Origin of the sequence: Kosmotoga pacifica (assembly GCF_001027025.1) — a bacterium.
Classification (GTDB): Bacteria; Thermotogota; Thermotogae; order Petrotogales; family Kosmotogaceae; genus Kosmotoga_B; species Kosmotoga_B pacifica.
On the sequence record NZ_CP011232.1, the window covers coordinates 68,075 to 90,500 of the forward strand.

20 protein-coding genes and 1 pseudogene are annotated in these 22,426 nt (G+C 39.4%); 7 read left to right on the top strand and 14 right to left on the bottom strand.

The window, feature by feature from the left end; translation table 11 throughout:
* Positions 1–2: 2 nt before the first annotated feature.
* Genes IX53_RS00295 through IX53_RS00315 form a run of 5 tightly spaced genes read right to left on the bottom strand, consistent with a single transcriptional unit; the run spans position 3 to position 4,554 of the window.
* The gene (locus IX53_RS00295) at positions 3–398 is read right to left on the bottom strand and encodes a four helix bundle protein (RefSeq protein WP_047753653.1); all 396 of its coding nucleotides are present in this window, start codon (positions 396–398) and stop codon (positions 3–5) included.
* A 47-nt stretch (positions 399–445) separates the two neighbouring features.
* Positions 446–1,750: a nucleotide sugar dehydrogenase gene (locus IX53_RS00300; protein ID WP_047753654.1), complete on the bottom strand. Its 1,305-nt coding sequence runs from the start codon at positions 1,748–1,750 to the stop codon at positions 446–448.
* Positions 1,751–1,761: 11 nt separating this feature from the next.
* Positions 1,762–2,658, bottom strand: coding sequence for a UDP-3-O-(3-hydroxymyristoyl)glucosamine N-acyltransferase (locus IX53_RS11135; RefSeq protein WP_047753655.1), 897 nt, complete (start codon positions 2,656–2,658; stop codon positions 1,762–1,764).
* A 1-nt stretch (position 2,659) separates the two neighbouring features.
* Positions 2,660–3,814: a DegT/DnrJ/EryC1/StrS family aminotransferase gene (locus tag IX53_RS00310; protein ID WP_047753656.1), complete on the bottom strand. Its 1,155-nt coding sequence runs from the start codon at positions 3,812–3,814 to the stop codon at positions 2,660–2,662.
* 47 nt (positions 3,815–3,861) lie between these two features.
* Entirely contained in the window at positions 3,862–4,554 is a 693-nt protein-coding gene (locus tag IX53_RS00315; RefSeq protein ID WP_047753657.1) for a MarR family winged helix-turn-helix transcriptional regulator, read from the bottom strand.
* A 148-nt stretch (positions 4,555–4,702) separates the two neighbouring features.
* On the opposite strand from IX53_RS00315, the gene IX53_RS00320 reads away from it, so the two are divergent.
* The 6 genes from IX53_RS00320 to IX53_RS00345 all read left to right on the top strand — a co-directional run bounded on the left by IX53_RS00320 (position 4,703) and on the right by IX53_RS00345 (position 11,962).
* Positions 4,703–5,701 carry a glycosyltransferase family 2 protein gene (locus IX53_RS00320; protein ID WP_047753658.1) on the top strand — a complete coding sequence of 333 codons (999 nt, stop codon included), beginning with the start codon at positions 4,703–4,705 and terminating at the stop codon, positions 5,699–5,701.
* A gap of 1 nt (position 5,702) precedes the next feature.
* Positions 5,703–6,809, top strand: a complete 1,107-nt coding sequence (locus IX53_RS00325) for a glycosyltransferase family 4 protein (RefSeq protein WP_047753659.1) — start codon at positions 5,703–5,705, stop codon at positions 6,807–6,809.
* On the top strand, positions 6,806–7,882 hold the full coding sequence (locus IX53_RS00330; RefSeq protein ID WP_047753660.1) for a glycosyltransferase: 1,077 nt from the start codon (positions 6,806–6,808) through the stop codon (positions 7,880–7,882). The genes IX53_RS00325 and IX53_RS00330 overlap by 4 nt, the downstream gene beginning before the upstream one ends.
* Complete coding sequence (locus IX53_RS00335; protein ID WP_047753661.1) at positions 7,879–9,123, top strand: glycosyltransferase; 1,245 nt, start codon at positions 7,879–7,881, stop codon at positions 9,121–9,123. The genes IX53_RS00330 and IX53_RS00335 overlap by 4 nt, the downstream gene beginning before the upstream one ends.
* A gap of 41 nt (positions 9,124–9,164) precedes the next feature.
* The gene (locus tag IX53_RS00340; RefSeq protein ID WP_047753662.1) at positions 9,165–10,373 is read left to right on the top strand and encodes a glycosyltransferase; all 1,209 of its coding nucleotides are present in this window, start codon (positions 9,165–9,167) and stop codon (positions 10,371–10,373) included.
* Positions 10,374–10,438: 65 nt separating this feature from the next.
* Complete coding sequence (locus IX53_RS00345) at positions 10,439–11,962, top strand: lipid II flippase MurJ (RefSeq protein WP_047753663.1); 1,524 nt, start codon at positions 10,439–10,441, stop codon at positions 11,960–11,962.
* 22 nt (positions 11,963–11,984) lie between these two features.
* On the opposite strand, the gene IX53_RS00350 is transcribed toward IX53_RS00345, so the two are convergent.
* The 6 genes and pseudogenes from IX53_RS00350 to IX53_RS00370 all read right to left on the bottom strand — a co-directional run bounded on the left by IX53_RS00350 (position 11,985) and on the right by IX53_RS00370 (position 17,274).
* Positions 11,985–12,488, bottom strand: a complete 504-nt coding sequence (locus tag IX53_RS00350; RefSeq protein WP_053001068.1) for a type II secretion system protein — start codon at positions 12,486–12,488, stop codon at positions 11,985–11,987.
* Between the two features lie 82 nt (positions 12,489–12,570).
* Complete coding sequence (locus IX53_RS00355) at positions 12,571–13,008, bottom strand: type II secretion system protein (protein ID WP_047753664.1); 438 nt, start codon at positions 13,006–13,008, stop codon at positions 12,571–12,573.
* A gap of 224 nt (positions 13,009–13,232) precedes the next feature.
* Positions 13,233–13,409, bottom strand: a pseudogene (locus IX53_RS11200) (type II secretion system protein); the annotation flags it as partial.
* Between the two features lie 175 nt (positions 13,410–13,584).
* A complete protein-coding gene (locus IX53_RS00360) occupies positions 13,585–14,883 on the bottom strand; it encodes a uracil-xanthine permease family protein (RefSeq protein ID WP_047753665.1) in 1,299 nt (432 codons plus the stop codon).
* Positions 14,884–15,147: 264 nt separating this feature from the next.
* Positions 15,148–16,767, bottom strand: coding sequence for a S8 family peptidase (locus tag IX53_RS00365; RefSeq protein WP_218916070.1), 1,620 nt, complete (start codon positions 16,765–16,767; stop codon positions 15,148–15,150).
* Positions 16,768–16,842: 75 nt separating this feature from the next.
* A complete protein-coding gene (locus tag IX53_RS00370) occupies positions 16,843–17,274 on the bottom strand; it encodes an FKBP-type peptidyl-prolyl cis-trans isomerase (RefSeq protein WP_047753666.1) in 432 nt (143 codons plus the stop codon).
* 171 nt (positions 17,275–17,445) lie between these two features.
* On the opposite strand from IX53_RS00370, the gene IX53_RS00375 reads away from it, so the two are divergent.
* A complete protein-coding gene (locus IX53_RS00375; protein ID WP_047753667.1) occupies positions 17,446–18,750 on the top strand; it encodes a hypothetical protein in 1,305 nt (434 codons plus the stop codon).
* Positions 18,751–18,776: 26 nt separating this feature from the next.
* Here IX53_RS00375 and IX53_RS10375 read toward each other — a convergent pair whose 3' ends face one another.
* Genes IX53_RS10375 through IX53_RS00390 form a run of 3 tightly spaced genes read right to left on the bottom strand, consistent with a single transcriptional unit; the run spans position 18,777 to position 22,278 of the window.
* Positions 18,777–20,408, bottom strand: a complete 1,632-nt coding sequence (locus IX53_RS10375) for an HD-GYP domain-containing protein (RefSeq protein ID WP_053001070.1) — start codon at positions 20,406–20,408, stop codon at positions 18,777–18,779.
* Between the two features lie 24 nt (positions 20,409–20,432).
* Positions 20,433–21,185 (bottom strand): prepilin peptidase, encoded by a 753-nt coding sequence (locus IX53_RS00385; RefSeq protein ID WP_047753668.1) that lies wholly within the window; start codon positions 21,183–21,185, stop codon positions 20,433–20,435.
* Between the two features lie 22 nt (positions 21,186–21,207).
* Positions 21,208–22,278 carry a tetratricopeptide repeat protein gene (locus IX53_RS00390; protein WP_047753669.1) on the bottom strand — a complete coding sequence of 357 codons (1,071 nt, stop codon included), beginning with the start codon at positions 22,276–22,278 and terminating at the stop codon, positions 21,208–21,210.
* Between the last annotated feature and the right edge of the window lie 148 nt (positions 22,279–22,426).

Consider the following 22,426-nt stretch of genomic DNA (forward strand, 5'->3'; position numbering starts at 1 on the left):
GATCACTCCTCTGCCGTTGTACGTTGTTGGTTGTTGGTTGTAGGTGAATTTTTAAGTGAAAAAATTAAACCATTTATGATTCTGTGAGTTCGTTTAATAAGTGAAGAAACCTCCAGGTAATTTTCTTCATCTAAATAATCCAGCATCTTAGAAAGTTCGACTTGAGTTTCCAGTTCAAGCAAAGAACCTCTCGAATGGTACAAAAACTGCACAAATTCTTTTTTATGATTCCTTCCCGATCCCTCGGCAATATTCGAAGGCACCGAAACTGCAGCTCTTTGCATTTGCAAAGAAAGTCCGTATTGTTCATATGTAGGAAAAGATTTTGTTATTTCATATATTTTCTTTGCGAGAAACATACTAAATTGCCAAGCATCAAGTTCCTTATACGTTTTCATTTTATCCTCCTTTACGTACAACCTACAACGAACAACCTACAACGTTCTCAAAGTACTTCCACATTTTCCCCGCTAATTCCAAGAGTCTTTAGGATATTCTTCGTATCGAACACCAATTTTGCATTATCAACAACGAGTTTGTAATTTACATTACGTTTGTGAGCTGTAGTGATAATAACTGCATCGGCACTTTTAATGAGCTCGGCAGAGAGTTTTGCAGTCTTCACTATTCCATCATTCCATTTGAATTCGTTTACATAAGGATCAACGACGGTAACGTCGGCTAAATTCTTCTCCAAATGTTCAAGAACCTTGAGAGCGGGGGATTCTCTCATATCATCTATATCCCCCTTGTAAGCGATGCCCAGCATAACAATCTTCGCACCATTCATGCACTTTTTTCTCTCATTCAGGAGCTTCATAAGTCTGTCAACAACGTATTCCGGCATGAAGTCATTTATCTCTCCTGCCAGTTCTATCAAACGAGTGTGATAATCATATTTTCTGGCAATGTAGGTGAGATAGAAGGGATCAATAGGAATGCAATGTCCCCCAACCCCAGGCCCAGGATAAAAGGGCATAAAACCAAAAGGCTTTGTGGAAGCTGCATCTACAACTTCCCAGATGTTAATACCCATTTTGTTTGCAACGATCGCCATTTCGTTTATTAAAGCTATGTTTACTATTCTGAAAGTGTTTTCAAGGATCTTCGTCATCTCAGCCTCTTTTGGTGAGGAAACCACAAAAACCTCGGCATCAAGCACCGATTCATACAGAAGTTTCGCTACTTCCGTCGATTCCTTGCCTACCCCTCCAACAACTTTCGGGGTATTTTTTGTCTTGTATCTGAGATTTCCAGGATCGACTCTCTCCGGACTGAAGGCGAGATAAAAATCTTCTTCACACTTCAATCCCGTCTCTTCGAGGATCGGTTTCATTACTTCCTCAGTAGTACCAGGATATGTTGTTGATTCCAGAACGACCAACATATCTTTGTGAAGCCTTTTAGCGACTTCTTTTGTCGAATTGATGACATATGTTAGATCGGGTTGTTTGAAAACATTTAGAGGTGTTGGCACACAAATTGCGACGACATCACAGTTCTTGAGTTCATCAAAATCAGTTGTAGCTCTCAACATTCCTTTTCTAACGATCTTCTCTAGATCTTCATTCACTACATCACCAATATAGTTGTGGCCTCTGTTGACCATATCTACTTTTGATTCTTGAATATCAAACCCGATAACTTTGAAACCCGCCTTTGCTTTTTCAACGGCAAGGGGCAAGCCCACATATCCCAAACCAATAACACCTATCACAGCCTCTCTTTCCGCAATTTTCTTTTTAAGCATTATCCCCACTCCTATCTTATCGATTTAATAAATTGAATAAACTTCGCATGGTCTATCGCAAAATTTCCGGATACTCTCGCTCCTGGGGGGACATCTTTGGTAACCACAGCTCCAAGAGTAATCGCTGCTTTGTCTCCAATGTTTATTCCATTTGAAATGACTGCTGAAGGACCTATCCAAACATCTTCACCAATATTTACATTACCTGCTATCATTGCACTAGCGGCTATTTTTGTTCGTCTTCCAATCTTGACTCCATGAGCTATGTGTACTAAATTGTCTGTTTTAACATCGTCATGTATTTCTGTATTTCTTGTTACGAAGAGTCCTTTTGAGACAGCATTATTTGCTTGAAGTTCCACGTTATTCCCAATTACAACTTTACCTGCGTGTTTTATGACTCTTTGTTTTCCATTGAACTCGGTTACTTCATAACCAGGAGTACCAATAACTGTTCCTGCTCTTATAACGCAATTTTCTCCAATTTCCGTATTTTCCAGGATTACAACATTAGGATAGATAATTGTATTTTTTCCGATAATAACATTCTTTTCAGCAATAAAGACGCCAGGAAAAATCTGTACAGATTCATGAATATTTGAATTTCTTGTCTTGTAATAGAAGCCTTCATCAATGAGAGCTTCATGTATTTTATAAAAGTCTTCTTTTGGTTTATCAGAAACAATGACACCAATTTCACCCTTTTTTAAAACTTCGTCCGCAAGTTCTTTAGTGGTTATAACAGCTGATACCATCTTGTGAGGAAGCATTGAAAGATATTTCTCGCTTAAAAGAAAAATCATGCTTTCTTCTGCTGAAAGAGCGTTTAATTTACCAAGCGTTTTGAATTGAGCATCTCTTAAAACTTTACCAATTCCAAAGGAGCTTTCAATATCACTTAGTTTCATATCAACCACCTCGATATTCCAAAATTTTAAGAACTATATATTCCACCTCTTTAATTTTTAATTCTGGAAATATCGGAAGAGCCAGGGACTCTTTGGAAGCTCTTTCTGTTTCAGGCAAAGACCCCTTTGGAATGTTCAGATATGCAAAGCACTTTTGCTGATGAAGACCCATGGGATAATATATCGAAGTTCCTATGCCTTTTTCTTTCAAGAACTCCCTTAGAACATCTCTTTGCCCGTTCTTTACCCTAATAACATACTGGTGAAAAACGTGAGAATTATCATCAGGAACATTTGGCCACACGATCATTTCTTTCACACTTTTGGTATCCTCGAATAGCTTTTGGTATTCTTTGGCTATTTCCCGCCTTTTATTGGTATATTCCTGTAAATATCTGAATTTAACCCTCAATACGGCTGCCTGAATTTCATCCAATCGAGAGTTTATGCCAACAACATCATGAACGTATTTAGTTTTTGAGCCATGAACCCGAAAACTACGGCAGAACTCCGCGATCTCGTCATCATTTGCAACGATCATTCCTCCATCACCATAAGCTCCAAGGTTCTTCGTAGGAAAGAAAGAAAAGACTGCAGCATCTCCTATTGAACCGCTTCTTTTCACCGTACCATCAGAATACGTCCATGTAGACCCTATGGATTGAGCACAATCTTCTAGAATTTTAATTCCATACTTTTGCTTGATATATTCCAATCTTTCCAGATTAACCGTTTGCCCAAAAAGGTGTACCGGGATAAAGGCCTTTATTCTGTCTCTGTTTGGGTGAGATGTAAGAACCTCTTCAACTTTATCCAGATCAATATTGTAGGTGACTGGATCGATGTCTACAAATATTGGAATTGCTCTGTTTCGTGTTATGCAGCTAACAGTGGCGAAGAAAGTATAGGGTGTGGTGATGACATAATCTCCTTCACCAATTCCCAGGGCTTTCAAAGCAATGAAGAGTGCATCGGAACCATTAGCAACACCAATAGCATGTTTTACTCCAACAAAATTAGCTATTTCCTCTTCAAACAGACTTACATTTTCACCGAGAATTACCCTCCCGGAACTTATTACCTTATCGATTTCTGTCAGTATTTCTTGTCTTATTTTTATATACTGTCTGGTTAAATCAAACAATGGAATTTTCATGGTTAACCTCCTTTTTGTTGAGAAGCGAGATTCGAGATTGGTTATTTCTATTCAATTTCTCGGTTCTCGCCTTCTCGGCTCTCGATGCTTTGTTGAGTTAAATTAGACAGCTCCACTTCTCCCATTTCTGAGATTGTAAAGACCATGATGTTCTTCATTCCGGCTTTTGTTGCATTTTTGGCAATATCGCCGGCATGTCTGAAGGAAGCAACTATAACCACATCGTATTGAAGCTCTTTCGCTTCTTTGGCAGAATAGACGTAAAGTCCATGAAACATATTACCTTGCTTTACCTTTGAGTCGTCTACAAATCCTATTGGTTCAATGCCTTCAGTTTGAAGAATGTCAAATAAAATGCTTCCTATTATGCCAGCACCATAAAGCAGAGGCCTCTTGTATTCTTCATACAGGAGCTTATCCAGAACCTTTCCGAATATTTCCCGTGACTGGGCATAGAGCTTAGCGATTTCACGAAGGTAGGAAATAGTGAGAAACTGGAGCCTGAATTTTCCCGATTCTGTCAAAATGTACTTCATGTTTCTCCGGTTTTCACCCATTTTTTTGATGTATCCCTTATCTTCAAAATCGCTCAAATATCGGTTTATCATACTGGGTACAACACCGGAAATCTGAGATAACCTTTGCTGTGAAATATCCGCGTTTTTGGTAATCGCTCTTAAAATACTCATTTCTCTAAAATCCGGCGAAGGGTTTAAGAAGGAAAATTCATTGATGTTCATCATCTCACCTCATTATTCATTCACTGAGTGAATTATAACATATCACCCTTTTAATATGTACGTTTAGACGAATTGTTAACCATCAAAATTTGTTGGTTGGTATATTACAAGTGCTGTATAATTTAACCGCACGAAGGGAGAGGAATGTATGTTGCCAGTTGTTTCCGTTGTCATACCTGCAAGAAACGAAGAACAGTTTATCGGGAAATGTTTAGATGGATTCCTTAATCAGGATTATCCCCTGGATTCAATGGAGATCATAGTAGTTGATGGCATGAGTGAAGACAGAACGTCAAAGGTAGTAGAAGAATACTCAAAAAAATTCCCCCTGATAAGATTGATTAAGAACCCTCGAAGAACCACCCCGGTTGCACTCAATTTGGGCATAAAAGAAGCTAAAGGAAAATATATTCTTTTTTCTGGTGCTCATAGCGAAATTCCGAAAGACTATGTATCAAAATTCGTTAAATACATAACTGAGTATAATGCAGATAATGTTGGTGGTCTTGTGCTGACAGTACCTCGGAGAGATACGTTAAAAGGCAAAGTTATTGCAGAAATATTATCTAGCAAATTTGGTGTCGGTGGGGCAAAATTTCGGACGGGAATCGATCAACCAGAAGAAGTAGACACTGTTCCTTTCGGATTTTATAGACGAGATGTCTTTGAAAAGGTCGGATATTTTAACGAAAAACTTGTTAGGAACCAGGATATAGAATTGAACCTACGGCTCAAAAGAGCTGGTGGAAAAATAATGCTTTTTCCTGATGTCGTGTTAACTTATTTTTCCCGTTCAACATTCAAAGAATTCTGGAAAAACAACTTTGGAAATGGGTTTTGGGTGATATATGGCAGTAAGTTTTCGAAACTCCCATTTTCTTTGAGACATCTTGTACCCCTTTTGTTTGTAATCTTTTTGCTGGCTGGGGGGGTATTGTCACTGTTTTCACATCATGCTAGAAATATCTTTATTGCAGTCTTTGGATTATACATGATGCTTGATATTTTATATTCAATACCAATCTCAAAAAAGCTGAAAAGCCTCAAGGCCTTTTTTCTGGCGCTTTTTGGATTTCTCAGCTTGCATATATCTTATGGTTTGGGTTCTCTAGCAGGAATATTCAAGTTAATCGTTGGAGGAAAATAATATGAAGATATGTGTTATAACAACAGCCCACCCACCTAATGACGTGAGGATAAATAAAGAGATAAAAACCGCACTGAAAGCTGGTGCTTCTATTACATACATAGCTCCCCAAGGAGTCTTTGATATTGATGGTGTTGATTATATTCCCATTACAAAGCATGCTTCGAGGATAAAGAGATTTGTTTTTGGGTCAAGAGAAGCCTTTAAAAAGGCCCTTAAAGTCGATGCCAATATTTATCATTTTCACGACCCTGAGCTTATAAACATTGGAATAAAACTCAAGAAAACTGGCAAGAAGGTCATCTATGATATCCATGAAAATTACCCATCGGTAATCTTGCAGAAGACATGGATTCCCAGATTTTTGAGAAAAATTCTTGCAAAAGTTGTTGACGTCAAAGAAAGAAGAGCTGTTTCCAAATTCGATGGAATAGTAGTTGTTGTTCCTCAGCAGTTGCAAAGATTTCAAGGGGTCAGGGAATTTGCAGTTTTACCAAATTATCCTGAGTCAACTATATTTAATGAAGTTTCAGAAAACAAGAAGAGCGACAAATTAAGATTCGTTTATGTTGGCTCCCTTGATGAAGATCGGGCAATAATTGAAATGATTAAAGCTTATGAAATTTTAGTTGGAAAGGGATATGAAATTGAGCTTCATCTCGCTGGTCCGATATATACCGAGAAGATAAGACAGTTTATCCAACGAGCTGAAGTAACCTTGAAAGGATTCCGCTATTTTGGACAAGTTCCTTACAAAAAGGCACTTGAAATAACGGCAAATTCAGATATAGGCATGTTGGTGATTCACAGAGGAAAGAGCAAGGAAGAATCTTCACCATTGAAGATGTTTGAATACATGGCTTTTGGGTTGCCGATAATCGCATCAAATTTTGATTATTGGAAGAATATTCTTGAAAATCCTTCCTGTGCGCTCTATGTTGATCCCGAATCACCCGAAGACATCGCTAAAAAAATGGAATTATTGGTAAAAGATCAAGTGCTTAGAAAGACTTTAGGTAACGCCGGAAGAGAAAAGAGCAAGAACTATTTATGGGAATCCATTGAAGAATGCCTTGTTGAATTATACGAAAGGGTTGGTAAGAAATGAAATCTCTGGTTATCGGTTATAATCATACATTTAACGATAAAAGAGTTATGAGAACGGTAAAGGCTCTAAGAAAACTTGGAACAGTATATTATCAATACGCCGGAGACTTTGTAAATGATTTTGAAGATATAGTTAGCATTCCATTGAAGAAACCAAATGCTAAGAAGCGAATTAAATATTACAAACAAAGAAGAGAATTTGACAAAGAAATTCTCAAACTTGTTAAAACTCTTGATTACGATCTCGCCTATTTTCATTATTTTCCTGCTTCGATGCCTCTTGGCATTTTTAAAGCCGTGAAAGAAAGAGGGAAAACCTTAATTTATGAACTCCATGAAATAATACCTATTCAATTTCTCCCAGAACGGTATAAATCGCTCTCTTTTATCATGTGGCAAATATTTAAACAACAACTTTTGTTATCCGACGCTATTGCCTGTGCTTCTGAAGAAGCGCTTAAATTTATGCTGACGAAAACCAGGGTTTTAAGTAAGCCCTTCTTCATTCTTCCAAATTATGCTTCAATTAAACTTCTCCCTGAACCAAGAAGCAAACGAAGGAAAGAGATAGTTTATGTTGGCAGGGCTCAAAGAAGTACGAATAGTGAAAAAGCCTTCCTTATGGAGTTAAAAAACAGGGGATTCACTCTAAAAAGCATTGGTATGAACTGGAATATTGCGGATATTTCACTTCCTTTCCTTCCCTATCCTGAAATGATGAAAGAAGTTGCCAGATCTGCATTTTCTCTTATATCTTTCCAATCAAGGAAAGATATCAACTATTCCAACGATATCTACTCTTTACCAAACAAACTGTTTGATTCAGTTGCAGCCGGGACGCCGGTTATCGTAAACTCGCGCTTTAAAAGCATGGCTTCTTTAGTTGAGAGATATAATGTAGGGACAGTAATTGATACAACGCAATCTATATGTTCTATTACCACTAAAATAATTAAAGCGTGGAATGATTACGAAACGTTCCTCGATGCTATCCAGACGAATGCTGAACACTTCATTTGGAATGAAAAAAAAGAACAGGAGTTCATCGATTTTGTTCTAGGAGTGATCAAATGAAAAAGACAATTTTGCTGATCTCTAATCATTTCCCATTTTCTCCTGGAGAAGAATTTCTTAAGGTTGAGGTAGATATTTTGTCGGAATATTTCGATATTATTCTAGCTCCCATGAATGCAACAGGAAAAAGAAGAGATGTGCCTGATAATGTGGTAGTTTGTGGAACTCTGGCAAAGCGCATCGCCAAGCTTTCTACTAACAAACTACAAAGGGTCTTAAAGTCGATTTCAGAGTTAAGGCATAAGATTGAGATTATCCGAGAAATTTCCAAGAACCTTTATTTTCCTCGAAAACTTGCAGAAATCATCAACTATAGTGCTATTGGCAATGAGATTGTTAACTGGTTCGAAGAGGAATATTCTCAAAAGAAAATCAAAGTAAATATTTTGTATTCTTACTGGCTTCTTTATGCTGCCTATGGTGTTTTGAAAATAAAGGCGAAGCATAAAGAAGTAGTGTGTGTCACGCGAGCTCATGGGAGTGACCTTTACTCCTATGCATCAAATCGATATTTGCCCCTTAGGGAATATATTCTATCGAACATAGATAAAGTGTTCTGTGTTTCTGAACATGGAAAGAGTTACTTGAGTTCATTGTTCCCTCAATACGCAGACAAGGTAGCGGTTTCAAGACTCGGAACTTTAGACCCAAAGATTGTTAACGAGGGAAGTAAAGACGGAAAATTCAGGGCGGTCTCTTGCTCTTCTTTAGTCACTGTAAAAAGGGTGAAGCTCATAATTAAGGCAATTTCTTATGTTTCTAAAAGAACCTGCAAAGAAATAGTTTGGACGCACATCGGCGACGGACCTCAGAGAAAACAGTTAGAAGAATTTGCTCGTTTTGAACTAGGCAAGAAAAATGTCAAATATGAATTTGCTGGTCAATTGCCTCACGATCATGTTTTAAGCTATTACTCTTCAAATCCAGTAGATGTATTCATCAATACAAGTTCGTCTGAAGGATTACCAGTTTCAATAATGGAAGCAATGAGTTATGGAATTCCAGTTATTGCTACTGATGTTGGGGGAACAAGCGAAATAGTTGGTGAAGATAATGGTTTTATTTTGAATAAAGATGTATCTGCTAAAGAAATTGGTGAGATGCTATTTCGTTTCATTAACGAAGATCATAACAAAATCGCGGCTAAAAGAAAAAACACCAGAAAGAAATGGGGAGTAGGGTTCAATGCACAAAAGAATTTCACCCAATTCTCCTCTGAGCTTTTAGGTATGTGTTCTTAGCAATATCGAGGACTTTTAACAAAGGAATAGGAGGATTTATTTTGAGAAAACTGCTTTTCATGATCCCTTCTTTGAAAGGTGGAGGGGTTGAAAGAGTAGTTAGTCTACTTACAACATACTTTTCTAAAAAATACGACGTTCATATTTTCTTGAACGATATAGATGAGATTGCTTATTCTTTCAGCGGCATATTGCATAAAATTGATATTGAAAATAGTAAATTGAATAAAAAGCCTAGATTTATAAGGAAGATACAAGCTTTGATACACCTGATATCTGTGATCATCAAGTATCGCAGGGAAATGAGAATTCTTGGACCTGATGTGTCAGTGAGCTTCCAGCCCTTTCAGAATGTAATCAACGTTTTTTCAAACAGAAAAGCTGTTATTAGCTTTGGATCCCATAACATGAATTACAAGTTTGTCAACAACAATTCCGTGAATAACTTCCTAATGAATCATACGATAAAGCACGCGAGAAAAATCATTGTGCCGTCTAAAGGCATTGAGGATCTTCTGATAAATCATTTCCCCGCAAATGAATCCAAAGTGGTAGTTATCCATAACCCCATAGATATTAACTATATTAGAGAGAAAAGTAAGGAATCTCCAAATACAGTGTTCGAAGAAGAAATCTTCGGGAATCCAACCATAATAACCGCTGGAAGGTTAGAAAAGGAAAAGGCCCAATGGCATCTAATTCGGGCATTTAAAAGGGTAAGAAAGAAATTTCCTGAAGCCAAACTAATTATTCTTGGCAAAGGGTCCTTAAAAAATAGGTTGATAAAACTAACGAAGGAGCTCGAATTAGCAGATGCCGTTCATTTTCAAGGCTTTCAGAGAAATCCCTTTTCATACATTGCCAGATCAGATGTTTTTGTGCTGTCCTCACTATATGAGGGATTCGCAAATGTAATAGTGGAATCAATGGCCTGTGGAACGCCTGTGATTTCAACCGATTGCGAATCAGGCCCAAGAGAGATTATCAACCCTGGTTTCGACAGAACCTCAGGCTCGAAGATAGAATACGGGAAATATGGAGTTCTGGTGCCAAAGTGTGATGAACGTTTTAAAGAAACTGGTGAAGATTACTCAGAAGAGGAGCATATTTTGGGAGAAGCGATTGTTGAACTACTAAGGAATAAAGAACTAAGAGATAGATATGCAAAGAACGGCATGAAAAGGGCAGAAGATTTCGATTTAAGTATAATGGCAAAACTTTATGAAAAGGTTCTATTGGAAGTTCAATGATTGCTTCGCATATTTTGCCGTAGTAAATCTCAATGGATGCAGGTGCTCCATGCTAAAATCTGATTATGACTGCAAAAAGTAGTGATATTATAAAAGACAAAAGAATTGTTCAGTCTGTTGCAGCAGGAACAATTGTCATAACTCTTTTTACATTGTTATCAAAGACCCTGGGCTTTGTCAGGGAGATTATCATCGCGAATTTGTTTGGCACCTCCTGGCGGCTCGATGCGGTTTTTATTGCTCTCACTCCTGTTACTACAGTTATAGGTATCGCAACAGGTGGTATCATCGCCATTTTTTTTCCTATATACCATGAATTGAAGTTCAAAAACAGTGAAAAAGCTGTCAGGTATGCTGGCAGCTTATTGAAGTTATATTCGTTGGTTTTTATACTACTCGGGATAATCTTCTATTTAATTCCGGATGAGATAGTCAAATTATTTGCTCCAGGATTTTCAAATGAGATACTTATTTATGCTGCGAGAAAACTGAGGTATTTATCTGTCCTACCCTTGATCAACGGCTTGCAGGCTCTCCTTGGAGCTTTATTAAGGGCAGAGCGTTATTTCTTTCAATACGGCATTGCTCAGTTGATCTTCAACTTCATCGCCATTCCTGTGATCTATTTGGGGGCACCCTATTTTTCTGAAGCTTCTTATGTCCTTGCAATGATTCTTGGTAATTTCTTTGTTCTCATTTTATATTTCAGTTTTTCAAGACGCTTCTTTTCCCTAAAGGGTGAATTTTTTCTTTCAGAGACTTCGCAGACGTTCAAACTAGCATTGCCTTTCATGTTCTCTTCAAGCCTTTCCACGATAAACATTGTTGTCGATAAGATGTTCGTCTCAACGCTGCCTCCAGGAAGGGTATCATCCCTGCAATATTCGACGACTCTTTTGGGGATCATTTCTACAGTAGTTTCTATATTTGCGATGACAAGTTTCACGGAACTTTCTGAGAAGGTTGCAGCGAAGGATATAGAAGGTGCATGTAAAAGAATGAAAAAGACCGTTACGAGCTCCCTGAACATCGCGATACCTTTGACTGTTTGGACAATAGTGATGGCGGAGTATCTCATACGGGTAGTGTTTCAACGCGGGGCGTTTTCAGCAGAGTCAACGGGGCTTGTTAGCACTGCCTTGATAGGTTACAGCGCGTTGCTGGTGATAAGGCCGATTTCAACGGTGAGCTCAAATTTTCTGACGACAATCAAAAAGGTGAAGTGGATTTTCTATATTGTCCCTGTTTCTATCACAGCAAACGCGCTTTTTGATTGGATTCTCATGAAGCCATTTGCGCATGCCGGTGTTGCTGCCAGCACATCTATAGTGCTGTTTATGAGCACTTTTATTAAGGTAAGGATTGTTAAGCATTACGGTATAGAATTTGTACCGATTATGAGGATATTGAAGCAGATAACCATGGCGATTTCAACCGGCTTAGCGATATATTTTTTGAAGAACATCCTTGGCTCAGTTGAGTGGCTATTGGTTGGAAACATCGTTTTCATGACACTTTTTATCGTTATGGCGCATGATGAACTTAGAACCACAATATCTAAAATAAAAAGCTTTTTGAAAAAGAAATGACAAAGGTAAATAAATGCTCCACCTAAAATATTCGAACGCTCTTGCTTATGTAAATAGAATCCTTCGGAATAGTGGTAATAGTAGTGCCTGAAACGGCAAATTTCAATTTATTGGACGTAGTTATTTTGTAAAATATTTCTCCGGCCTGCAAGATATAATGAACATCACTATTAGTCACAGTGGCATCAGGAAGTATTTCTTCCACAAGTTCAACGTTTGTATCCAGCGAATTGTATATAACATTTACGAGGATTTCTCCATCGGGCTTTGTCACAAGGTAGAGTTTGTAATCGTCATCTATATTTCTACCGAGGTCAGAAAGAGAACTGATTTCAGAAAGCTGATCAAAACCTTCAAGATATATCTTGTTTTCAATAGAGGTCGTGATTTCCTTGAGGTTTTGAGCTACCTGAGTGGCTTTTGCCTTTCTAACGGCGTTCAACGCTACCATTGTTATTGAAGCTATGAGAGCGGCAAGGACCGCAAGAACAATGAGAAGCTCGACAAGAGAAAATCCTTTTCTCACTTACTATCCCCCCTAAAAAATAATCAAAAAAATTATAGCAAAAATAAAAGCCTCCCCGAAGGGAGGCTTTTATTAATCTTCATCAGTAAGCTGTGAAACTGAATGTGTAGAACACAGTACCGCCAGTTGTGCTGGTTAGACCATCACTAAGAAAACTATAACCGGATGTTGAACCTGATCCTGAAGCATCTGCCAAAACATTCTGAACCTGAGAAAGTGTAACATCCTCATTAGTGAACACAACAACAGTGTAGGTACCGTTTGATTCGGTGTAGGCCAAGCCATAATTGCTTGTATTAATGTCTCTTGCAAGTGAGTCTAAAGTACTTGGGGCAGAGCCATCAACGTAAACTTTGTTTTCAAAAGCACTTGCCAATGTCTTTAAATTCTGCGCAACCTGTGTAGCCTTAGCCTTTCTTATTGCATTAAGAGCCACAGGAGTGATTGTGGCGATCAATGCGGCCATGACAGCCAAAACGATTAAAAGTTCCACGAGAGAAAATCCGTCTTTTCTTCTCATAACTCCATACCTCCTTATTAGTAATTGGAATCACTGGATTTTATATATACAAATCCATGCCAAAAACCCTCCGTCAGGGGATAGAGATATGGAGCCAAATAATCAATAAACGTCGAATTCTACAGTGTAGTAAACGCAATTCGTTCTTGTAGCAATTGTTCCAATACTTGGTGAATAAGGTGGAACGGTACTGGTTGCATCTTTGAGAACATAAATAATCTGAGTCAAATTGGCATCTTCAGCCTTATAGTAAACAATAACTGTGAAATGACCGAAACTGTCTGCAGCACTTGAGTAGCCTTCGCTTTTCTAATGGCGTTCAGAGCTACTAGCATGATTGTAGCAATGAGACCAGCTATAAAAGCAAGAACAATCAGAAGTTCGACGAGTGAAAAACCTTTTTGTCACTCGCTACGGAAATTAATTTCTCTAAAAATGAAATAAAAAGAAACTTGTTTCCAAAAAGAGAATTTTGTTAACTGAGGAATATATAGGAACTAACCTTCCGTAAGGCAAAGGGGCAGATGACATTGAACTGAACCACTCAAAAAAGCCGGGAGAGTCTCCCGGCTCTTATTACTCTTCGCTAGCTTTTGTGTATGTAAATAGCGCATTCAAGATCAATCCAACCAATGCCGCGAGTCCAAGCCCTTCAAGGGCAAAAGAACCGATAGAGAGTTTCGCTCCTCCGAGACCAAACACCAGCATAACAGAGACCAGTATCAAATTTCTTCCATCGAGCTTTACTCGATTGCTCACAAGAGATTTTAGACCAACTGTGGCTATCATTCCGAAGAGCAGTATCTCAATTCCACCCATTACGGCTGTTGGTATGGACTGAATTATTGCTCCAACTTTGGGAACAAAAGAGAGGATTATGGCAAAGATGGCGGCTATTCTCATTACCCAGGGATTGAAAATCTTCGTTATAGCGAGAACACCTATATTTTCGCTGTATGTGGTGTTAGCTGGACCACCGAAAAAACCACCAAGAGAAGTAGCTAAACCGTCTCCCATGAGTGTTCTGTGTATTCCTGGATCTTCATAAAATTTTTTTCCTGTTACTTCTGAAACAGCGAACACATCCCCAAAATGTTCAATTGCGGGAGCTATTGCAACAGGTACGATTATTGAAATAGCCCTCAACGAAAATTTGGGCAAAAAGAATCCCGGTATTCCAATCCATCCCGCTGAGTTAACTGAGGAGAAGTCCACATTTCCCGTTATCACCGCAACCAGATAACCCGTGATTATTCCCCATATCACAGGGATTAGCCTGTTAAAACCTTTGAAATATAACCTGACTATCACGGCTGTTCCGAGGGCTGTCAGTGCAAGTGGCCAATTTGAAGCAGCCATTGACACGGCAACCGGGCTGAGAATAAGACCTATCAGTGTAATCATGGTGCCAGATATCACAGGTGGAAACAACGCTTTCACTTTTTCGATTCCTATATATTTAACGAGCAATCCAAAACCGAACTTCACAAATCCTGCGATTAAGATACCGCCCGTAGCATAGGCAAGCATCGGAGTTATGTTTACACCATCACTCAGTGCAGTCTGTATGGAGTCATACTGCGTAGGTCCCTGGTTGATGTAATAAAGAGTAACGGCGATCATGGGGGCTATGTATGCAAAACTCGAGCCGAGGAACACTGGAACTTTCCAGCGGGTTATCAAATGAAACAGAAGCGTACCGATTCCTGCAGTAAACAGCGCTACGTTCACAGGAACACCGGTAAGGTACGGTACTAAAACCGTCGCACCAAACATCGTAAACGCGTGCTGAAGGCCAACGATCAACAGTTTGATGCCATTCAAAGAAGCGGCTTCTTCCGTTTTAAGCGTTACTGCCTTTGCCTGTGATGCCATAAACACACCCCTTTCTACTATTTAAAAGAAAAGGTCCCCAAAACGGGGACCTTTTTCTATTGGAAATAATTTATTTGAAAGTGGAAAAAGTGGAAAAAACATCACCGGGAAGGTCAGATTCCCTCCATACATGTGATACTCAGTTGTGTTATTACAGGTCATCACCAAGCCAAACACCCCTTCTTGAATACCCGGAGCATTGTAGCATTTTTAGTAGTAAGATTTCAAGAGGACACAATTAATTGTATGTAACGAATTTGAAAGTCATTCGTGGTCGTAAGTGAGAATAGGTGCAAAAAAGAATTCTAAATTCAGTTCTCCTTCGCTGGTTATAGTAGCTGGAATACCAGCCAATACATCGCCACCTTCATAGCCATAATAACCGAACATATCACCGGGAGATATTTCACCGTCACGATCAAAATCTTGCCACACTTGCAGATAAAAAGGTACCTGATGAACTTCAAGGTAAAATTCCCCATTGAAGTCCGCAACACAGTTTGCGAGTGGTTTGTTTGAATATGGGTCTACTGCTTGAATTATGAACGGCGCAGGTTCAAAATTTAGCTCAGCATAGTCAAACGCTGCGTCAATCTGGAGGAGACCTGCACCAAAATAAAGATCATCGCCGGGATCACCGAGGTCAAGTGCTGTTGACTTTAGTATCTGTCTGACTTCTTCTACACCTGTAAAACCTTTACTCAAGAGTAAAGCAACTGCTGCTGAAACCTGAGGAGCAGACATAGAGGTTCCGGCCATGTATACGTAATCATTTGTATCGTAAGTGCTCAATATGGCATCTGGTAAGCCATCTCCATCGTTATCGCTGTAATCACCACCTGGTGAGACAAGATCAATTTCGCTCCCATAATTAGAATACCAGGCTTTCAAATCAGATTTTGCAGTGGCTCCAACCGCTATGGTCTGCGAATAAGCAGCTGGAAACAACAACCCCTCTTTGCCATCGTTACCTGAAGCTGCGACAACAACGACATCATTCTCATATGCGTATTCAATAGCATCACGAACTATTGAGAAATCTGTGTCACTCCCAAGGCTGAGGTTTATGACTTTAGCCCCGTGTTCAACAGCATAAACAATACCACTTGAAACACTCAAAGCATCACCAGTACTGGCGCTGAGAACCCTTATTGGTAGAAGTTTTATGCTTTCCTCGCCACCCCAGCAGACACCGGCAATGCCTTCAGAATTATCTGTCAGGGCGGAGATGATCCCTGAAATATGTGTCCCATGGTAATCTGAGTATTTGTCCGGGTCTGTAGGGTCTGAATCATTGTCGATGAAATCATAGCCGCTGTCAAGAAATATATTTTGCAGATCGGGATGATCGAGTCTGACACCTGAATCCACGACCGCAACAACCACAAGCGGTGAACCGGTAGTCTTATTCCACGCGTTGGACACACCGATTTTTGTAAGATACCATTGTTTTGCAATTAACGGGTCATCCGGTAGTTTTAGCGCCTTAAATTTTCCGTTTTCTTCTACAGATTCCACACCAGGAATCGAATAAAGTTCCTGCGGATTATCGGTCCTGACGAGAAGATATCGCCCCTTATGGGGTATATTGAGCTCATAAACTATTTGCACATGGTCCGGAATATTGAGGCTAACAGCATTGTTGGCAACATTTGGCTGGAACTTTACAATGTACTCCGCTCCAGCAAATGTTGTGTTGCCAGAAAAAACACGAGAGACAAAAGGTGAATCAATAATGTTGCCTGTGAAAGGTCTTATTCTCCCATGAATTCTGACATTAGTTTCATAACTCTTTTGACATCCTGCAAGATGAAATAACAACACAAACAACAAAAGGAAAGGTACTAACTTCCTTATAAGACCACGTCCCTCTGAAGGAATCATTGTTATTGTTATTTTAGCACAGGAAGTTTTTTGGAAGTCATGCGGCATTCGACGAACGGGTTATTCAAGCATATATCAACTCAAAATCTCAACGAGTTCTATTTCGAAGACAAGATTTTTCCCGGCGAGAGGATGATTCGCATCGAGTGTGACATCTGTATCTGTGACTTCAACCACTGTTACATTGACAGATCTGCCATCATCAGTTACGAGTTGAAGTCTCTGCCCCACTTCTGGTTCGAAATTTTCAGGGATAGTCTCTCTGCTGAAAGTAAATACGAGTTCATCTCTGTGAGGCCCATAGGCATCCTGGTAAGGTATGGTTATAGTCTTTTTGTCCCCTACCTTCATTCCAATAACGGCTCTATCGAAACCCGCAATTACCTGGCCGGCTCCAACAGTAAATTCTAGAGGAGAACGGTTGATCGAAGAATCAAAAATCCCGCCATTCTCAAGTTTTCCTGTGTAATGTACCCTTACAGTATTACCTTTTTCGACATTTCTCATCTTTTATCTCCTTTCTTCTGGACAATCCATTATAGTATACTATGTGAAAATGGAAAAGCATTCTATTCCTGAGATGGTCATTCATTTCGAGTACTGTCTGTGATTTTAATTCGAATTTAATATGAAAGCTTTATAATGAAACTGGGTAACATTTTCAAAGGAGGTGGGCGTATGAGAAAAAGGATCTTTATCGCGGTTCTTCTTTTGCTGGTGGGTATGATATTTGCCTTTGGACCTGAGCTGCGATTCGGAAGTCTGGAAATGGATGATTCAAACTATTTCATCTACATGTTCCATTATCCAGTAACTGATATTGTTCCGGGTGTTGATCTGGATTTTGGGTTCAATATGTACCAAACGGAAATCGGTGGTCCTATGTACTTTGGAAGACCAAATCCTGAAACCGAGGACTCAACGAATTTCATAAATGGGATTTCAATCTATGGAATACGGGTACACAACAGGTTGTTTGACGTTCGCTACGGCATTATGAATTATTACTCCAGAGGAATCGGCTTGCTTCTCGATTCTTACAGAAAAGCGAACTCCTGGGCTTTTGATGGAAAGGTAACGCTTTTCCAGCCTGGAGTCAGCTTCCATATTCCATTCGAAATCACATCACTAAACCCCTTCAACACCCTTAAGACCTCATCGCTCTGGTTTGGCGGAGTGTTCTTAAATTTGCCGTTGAACATGCTCCTCGATGCGACCTTCTTATGGGAAAGCAATAGTGAACTAACCGCCCTTCCAGGCATCCCGGCTTATGGAATGACTTTATCTCTCGATATGCCCATCGTCAACTGGAAACTCGTGAGGATAGTACCTTCTGCAGAAGCTGCACTGCTTTCGACTTCGAGTTTCGATGCCATTGGATTCGGTGCAGGTGTGGGTGGACGTTTTTCCATTCTCGACTTACTCTGGATAAAAGGTGGACTCGTTTATTACTCAAAGAACTTTATCCCTGGTTACTACGATGCAGACTATGAGTACAAAAAGTTGAAGACTCTGGAAGGTGACCCGGATATTCAACTACCATCTTTGAACGATGCCACCCAGTCGTCTATGGGTTGGTTTGTTAAGGCAAACATAAGTATTGGCAATATGTTACTCTTCAAAGCGGCTTTAGATAGCTACAATACTGTTCCTACATCGCCAATATTGAGAGGATATCTTAGAATCAGAATACCAGAAATCAATTTGGGCAGGTTCGGCGGGGTTCCAGAATTTTACGCCGAAGCAGGTTATTACCAGTCAAGGTTCCCTGTGAGCGAGTTGTTAGCTGGTGATTGGGAAGAAGCTCTCTTCAACGAAAATGCAAGGTTCTTGATTGGTGTAATATACCCTCTTGCAGGTAACATGGCTGCCCATCTCACTGTTAGTTACAACCCCGCTGCTAATGATTGGGAATACGGGGTTATGTTCGACTCCAGTTTTGAATATTCACCTGGAATGTGGCTCGATCCTGAAGAAGATTAATTTGAAGGGGCCTTTGGCCCCTTTTCTTATCCTTCTGTATTTCCAGTAAGTAAATCATCAACAGTTTTTTTCCAGATCTCTCTGAAAGCGGTGCTATAATTTCTTGGCTTTAGTTGTTCGAGCACATTCATAAAATTGTCCATGAGTTCTTCATTCGCAAGCTTTCCTTTTGTAGAAATCAGAAAATCGATAGCTTCCCTTTTAGTTAGGGCTTTTCGATATGGTCGATCGGTCGTCAACGCGTCGAAAACATCTGCTATAGCGGCAATCTGAGCAACTTCAGGGATTTCACCGTTTTTCAACCCTTGCGGATAACCTCTCCCATCTATACGTTCGTGATGCATGTACACTATATGTAAAACGATATCTGGAAAATTAAGACCTTGTAGAAATTCCATTCCGTATTGGGGATGAAGCCTGATGATGTTCATTTCTTCGTCAGTTAATTTCCCCGGTTTGTTCAGTATTTCATCAGGTATTTTTACCTTTCCATAATCGTGAAGCATAGCACCCACTATGAGATCAAAGAGTTGAAGGGTAGTATACCGCATTTGTTTAGCCAACAAGTAGGCAAAATAAGATACTCGCAGAGTATGACTTGCTGTATAATCATCCTTTTTTCTGAGTGTAGCAATCAGTTTTGAAAAGACTTCCAGCAGCTCTGATAGAACAGATCTAAGACATTTCATAATATGTGGAGAAAGAAATCTTTCCTTTCTCAAAATTTGAAAAGCATCTATAATAGCTTCAATAGCCTTAAAATGCTCGTCTTCTGAGCTGAGGATCTCGGCTTTCAACGCGCTGGCTTCGCCATAAAGATATGGAGTATATTCATACTGCAAAAGCTGGTATACCTTATCCAAATAGTCATGTGCTCTTGCACTATTCCCGATTTTGTTGTAAAAATGGCCCAGAAATACGTAAGACGTACCTATGTCAATTCTCTGCGGCATTTCAGAATTTAATTGTTCGAGTTTACGAGAAATTCTTTCAGCTTCTTCTATTTTGTTAAGGACAAGAAGACATTTCAACTCCATAATTAAACACATGCTTTTTGCATAGCCAGAAGCCAGCAGTTTTATCTCACGGACTATTCTAAGCGACTCTTCGAAATTTCCCTTATGATAAAAATATTCCGCCAAGTTATACGGTGCGAGTAATTTTCCAGTATTGTCATTATAATTCATCGCCTTTCTCAGGGTTGATACAGGATCAATCCCAATGGGGTAATAGGTAGCTACAAGACCAAGGGCATTATAATACGTTGACTTTAGTTCTTCAGGAATATGTTTTTCATTTAGTAATTCTCTTGCATACTCCATTGCTTCCTCTTTTTTACCAAGTTCATAACAGAGCATCATATAAAAAAGTTTGAACCTGAGTGATTGTGTCGAATTGACGTTAATCAAACTGATGATTTTTTTTGCGATATTGTAGGCTTTTAAGACTTTTCCGCGCTTGGCAATAAAAGCCGCAAGCTTCCTCAAGCCTTCTAATTCTTCTTCTGAAAACTCTGATCTATCCGAAGCGAGTAATTTGAAGGAATCGAGGTATTCTCTTTCTTTTTTTGAAGAGATACTATAAAGTTTTTTAAACGAATCAATGTCAAAAGTATTCAATGATGCGTTCAGTAGAAAGTCTTCTACCTCACTTCTCAACAGATTATCTCCTCCTGTTAAGGGTCAGTTTAATCCATACAGGACTTTAATGTGGTCAATCAATAACAGCGTAAAATAGCCTCCCAACGATATAAAGGGGCCAAAGGGTATCATGGCCCTTTTATCGAATCCCTTTTTCTTTATGACTGACAATATGACGTAGGAAAGAAGAGCAGAGATCGATGCAAAGAGGATTACGAACAGTGATCCAAGAAGGCCAACGGAAAGCGAAAGAACGGCAATCAATTCGACATCGCCGAAACCAAAAGAATCCTTTCTAACCGCATTCGAAATGGCAAAAAAGGCTACCATGAGTCCTGTAACAATTAAGACTTCGATGAGTATGCCAGGAAACTGGTGGGAAAAAAAGGAGTACAAACCTGCACCTATTCCCACAAGCACAATACCAGTATCAGGAATCAGGTAGTGCTCAAGGTCGATGAAAGAAGATATGATCAATCCAGATGTCAGGATAGATAGAGCAATGGCCTGTTGAAGAGGAAAGAGCGAGGCATTTACTGCAAATGAAAGAGCCGTAAGCACTTCAACAAGAGGGTACCTGAACGAGATTTTTGCGCCGCAATAGCGACATTTTCCCCTCAACAGGATATAGCTAAACAAAGGGATGTTGTCTTTCCACGAAAGTGCATGTTTACAGACCGGACATATACTTCTGCGTGGACTGTTTATGGTGTATTCTTTTCTCGGTAACCTATAAATAAGGGCATTGAAAAAGCTTCCAAAAACCAGCCCGAAAAGAAAAAAAACTATCGGCATTTTAAGTCACCATTCATAGAGTCTATTTGATCAGCTCACAGACTTTCCTTTCCTCTGGAGTTAGAAATTCCTCAAAGAGTTCTTTCTTTCCGTAATAATACCACATCTTCTCGTCAAGAAATTCACTCATGATTTTCTTTGCCGCATCTTCATTTCCCAGTTTGATCTCAGGAATAACAAGCAGAATTTTGAGATACTCGAATCCAGGGGATTCACTGACGAATTTTTCAACGACCTCTTTTACCTTCGCATAGTTACCGTTCTTGAATTGAACCCTTGCCCATATTTCGATGTCGTTGGTATAAACGGGCTTCGCATTTAGTATTTGCTTTTCCAGTTCCTGGGCTTTATCTGTTTCACTAAGTTCTTCGTACAGTTCCATTAGCTGATATTTTGCAAGTAAGTTGTTCTCATCATTATCAACGAGTTTTTGGAGTATATTAACCGCCTCATCCCTTTTTCCAGCCAGGGTATAAGCATCAGCGAGCATGAAATACGTAACGATGTGATTTGGCACCAGTTCCAGCTCTTTCTTCCAGCACTTAATCGCTTCATCGTATTTTCCGAGATTGAAATATGTCTGCCCGAGAGTGGAATAGGCTGACACAAGTGATGGATTTTTCTCCAGCGCTTTTTTAAGCCATTCAATTCCCCTATCTATTTCACCCTGTTCTATGTAAAAAGTTCCCTTCAGTTCAGCAACCACGTCGTTGTCAACGCCCTCCTGGTAAATCAAATCCAGGAATTTTTGCGCAACATCGTACTCGCCTCTATCTGCGAGCATCATGATTCGGTCATGCAGTCCTTCAAAAGTACCCTGTTTCATCATTTTCAGGTTAACTCCGACCTCATCAAGGTAATCTTTGAATTCTTCCGGACCTATCGGAGCGTACAGATTCGGATTGATACACTCGAATTTTTCACTCAACCTTCCAATCGTATCCAGAGACTTTTCAAGACTTGTCCCTGAAAGATCTTCACGCGCTGCACCGAGATCGCCATCATAGATGAGGTCGACAATGGCAATGGAAAAAGGAATCAGAAAATCAATATCGTACACTTGTCCTTTATGAATAATCCTGTAGACTTCCATAAATACCCCTCCTACGGGAACAGAATACTTGACCTTTTCTTAAATTAAATATACCACAATACTCATATGCTAACATTAATTGTTTGGTGAAAGAAATGGGTGAATAGTGAAGGTTTTCTTCTGTTATCTCTTCTTTTTGGGTTTGAGC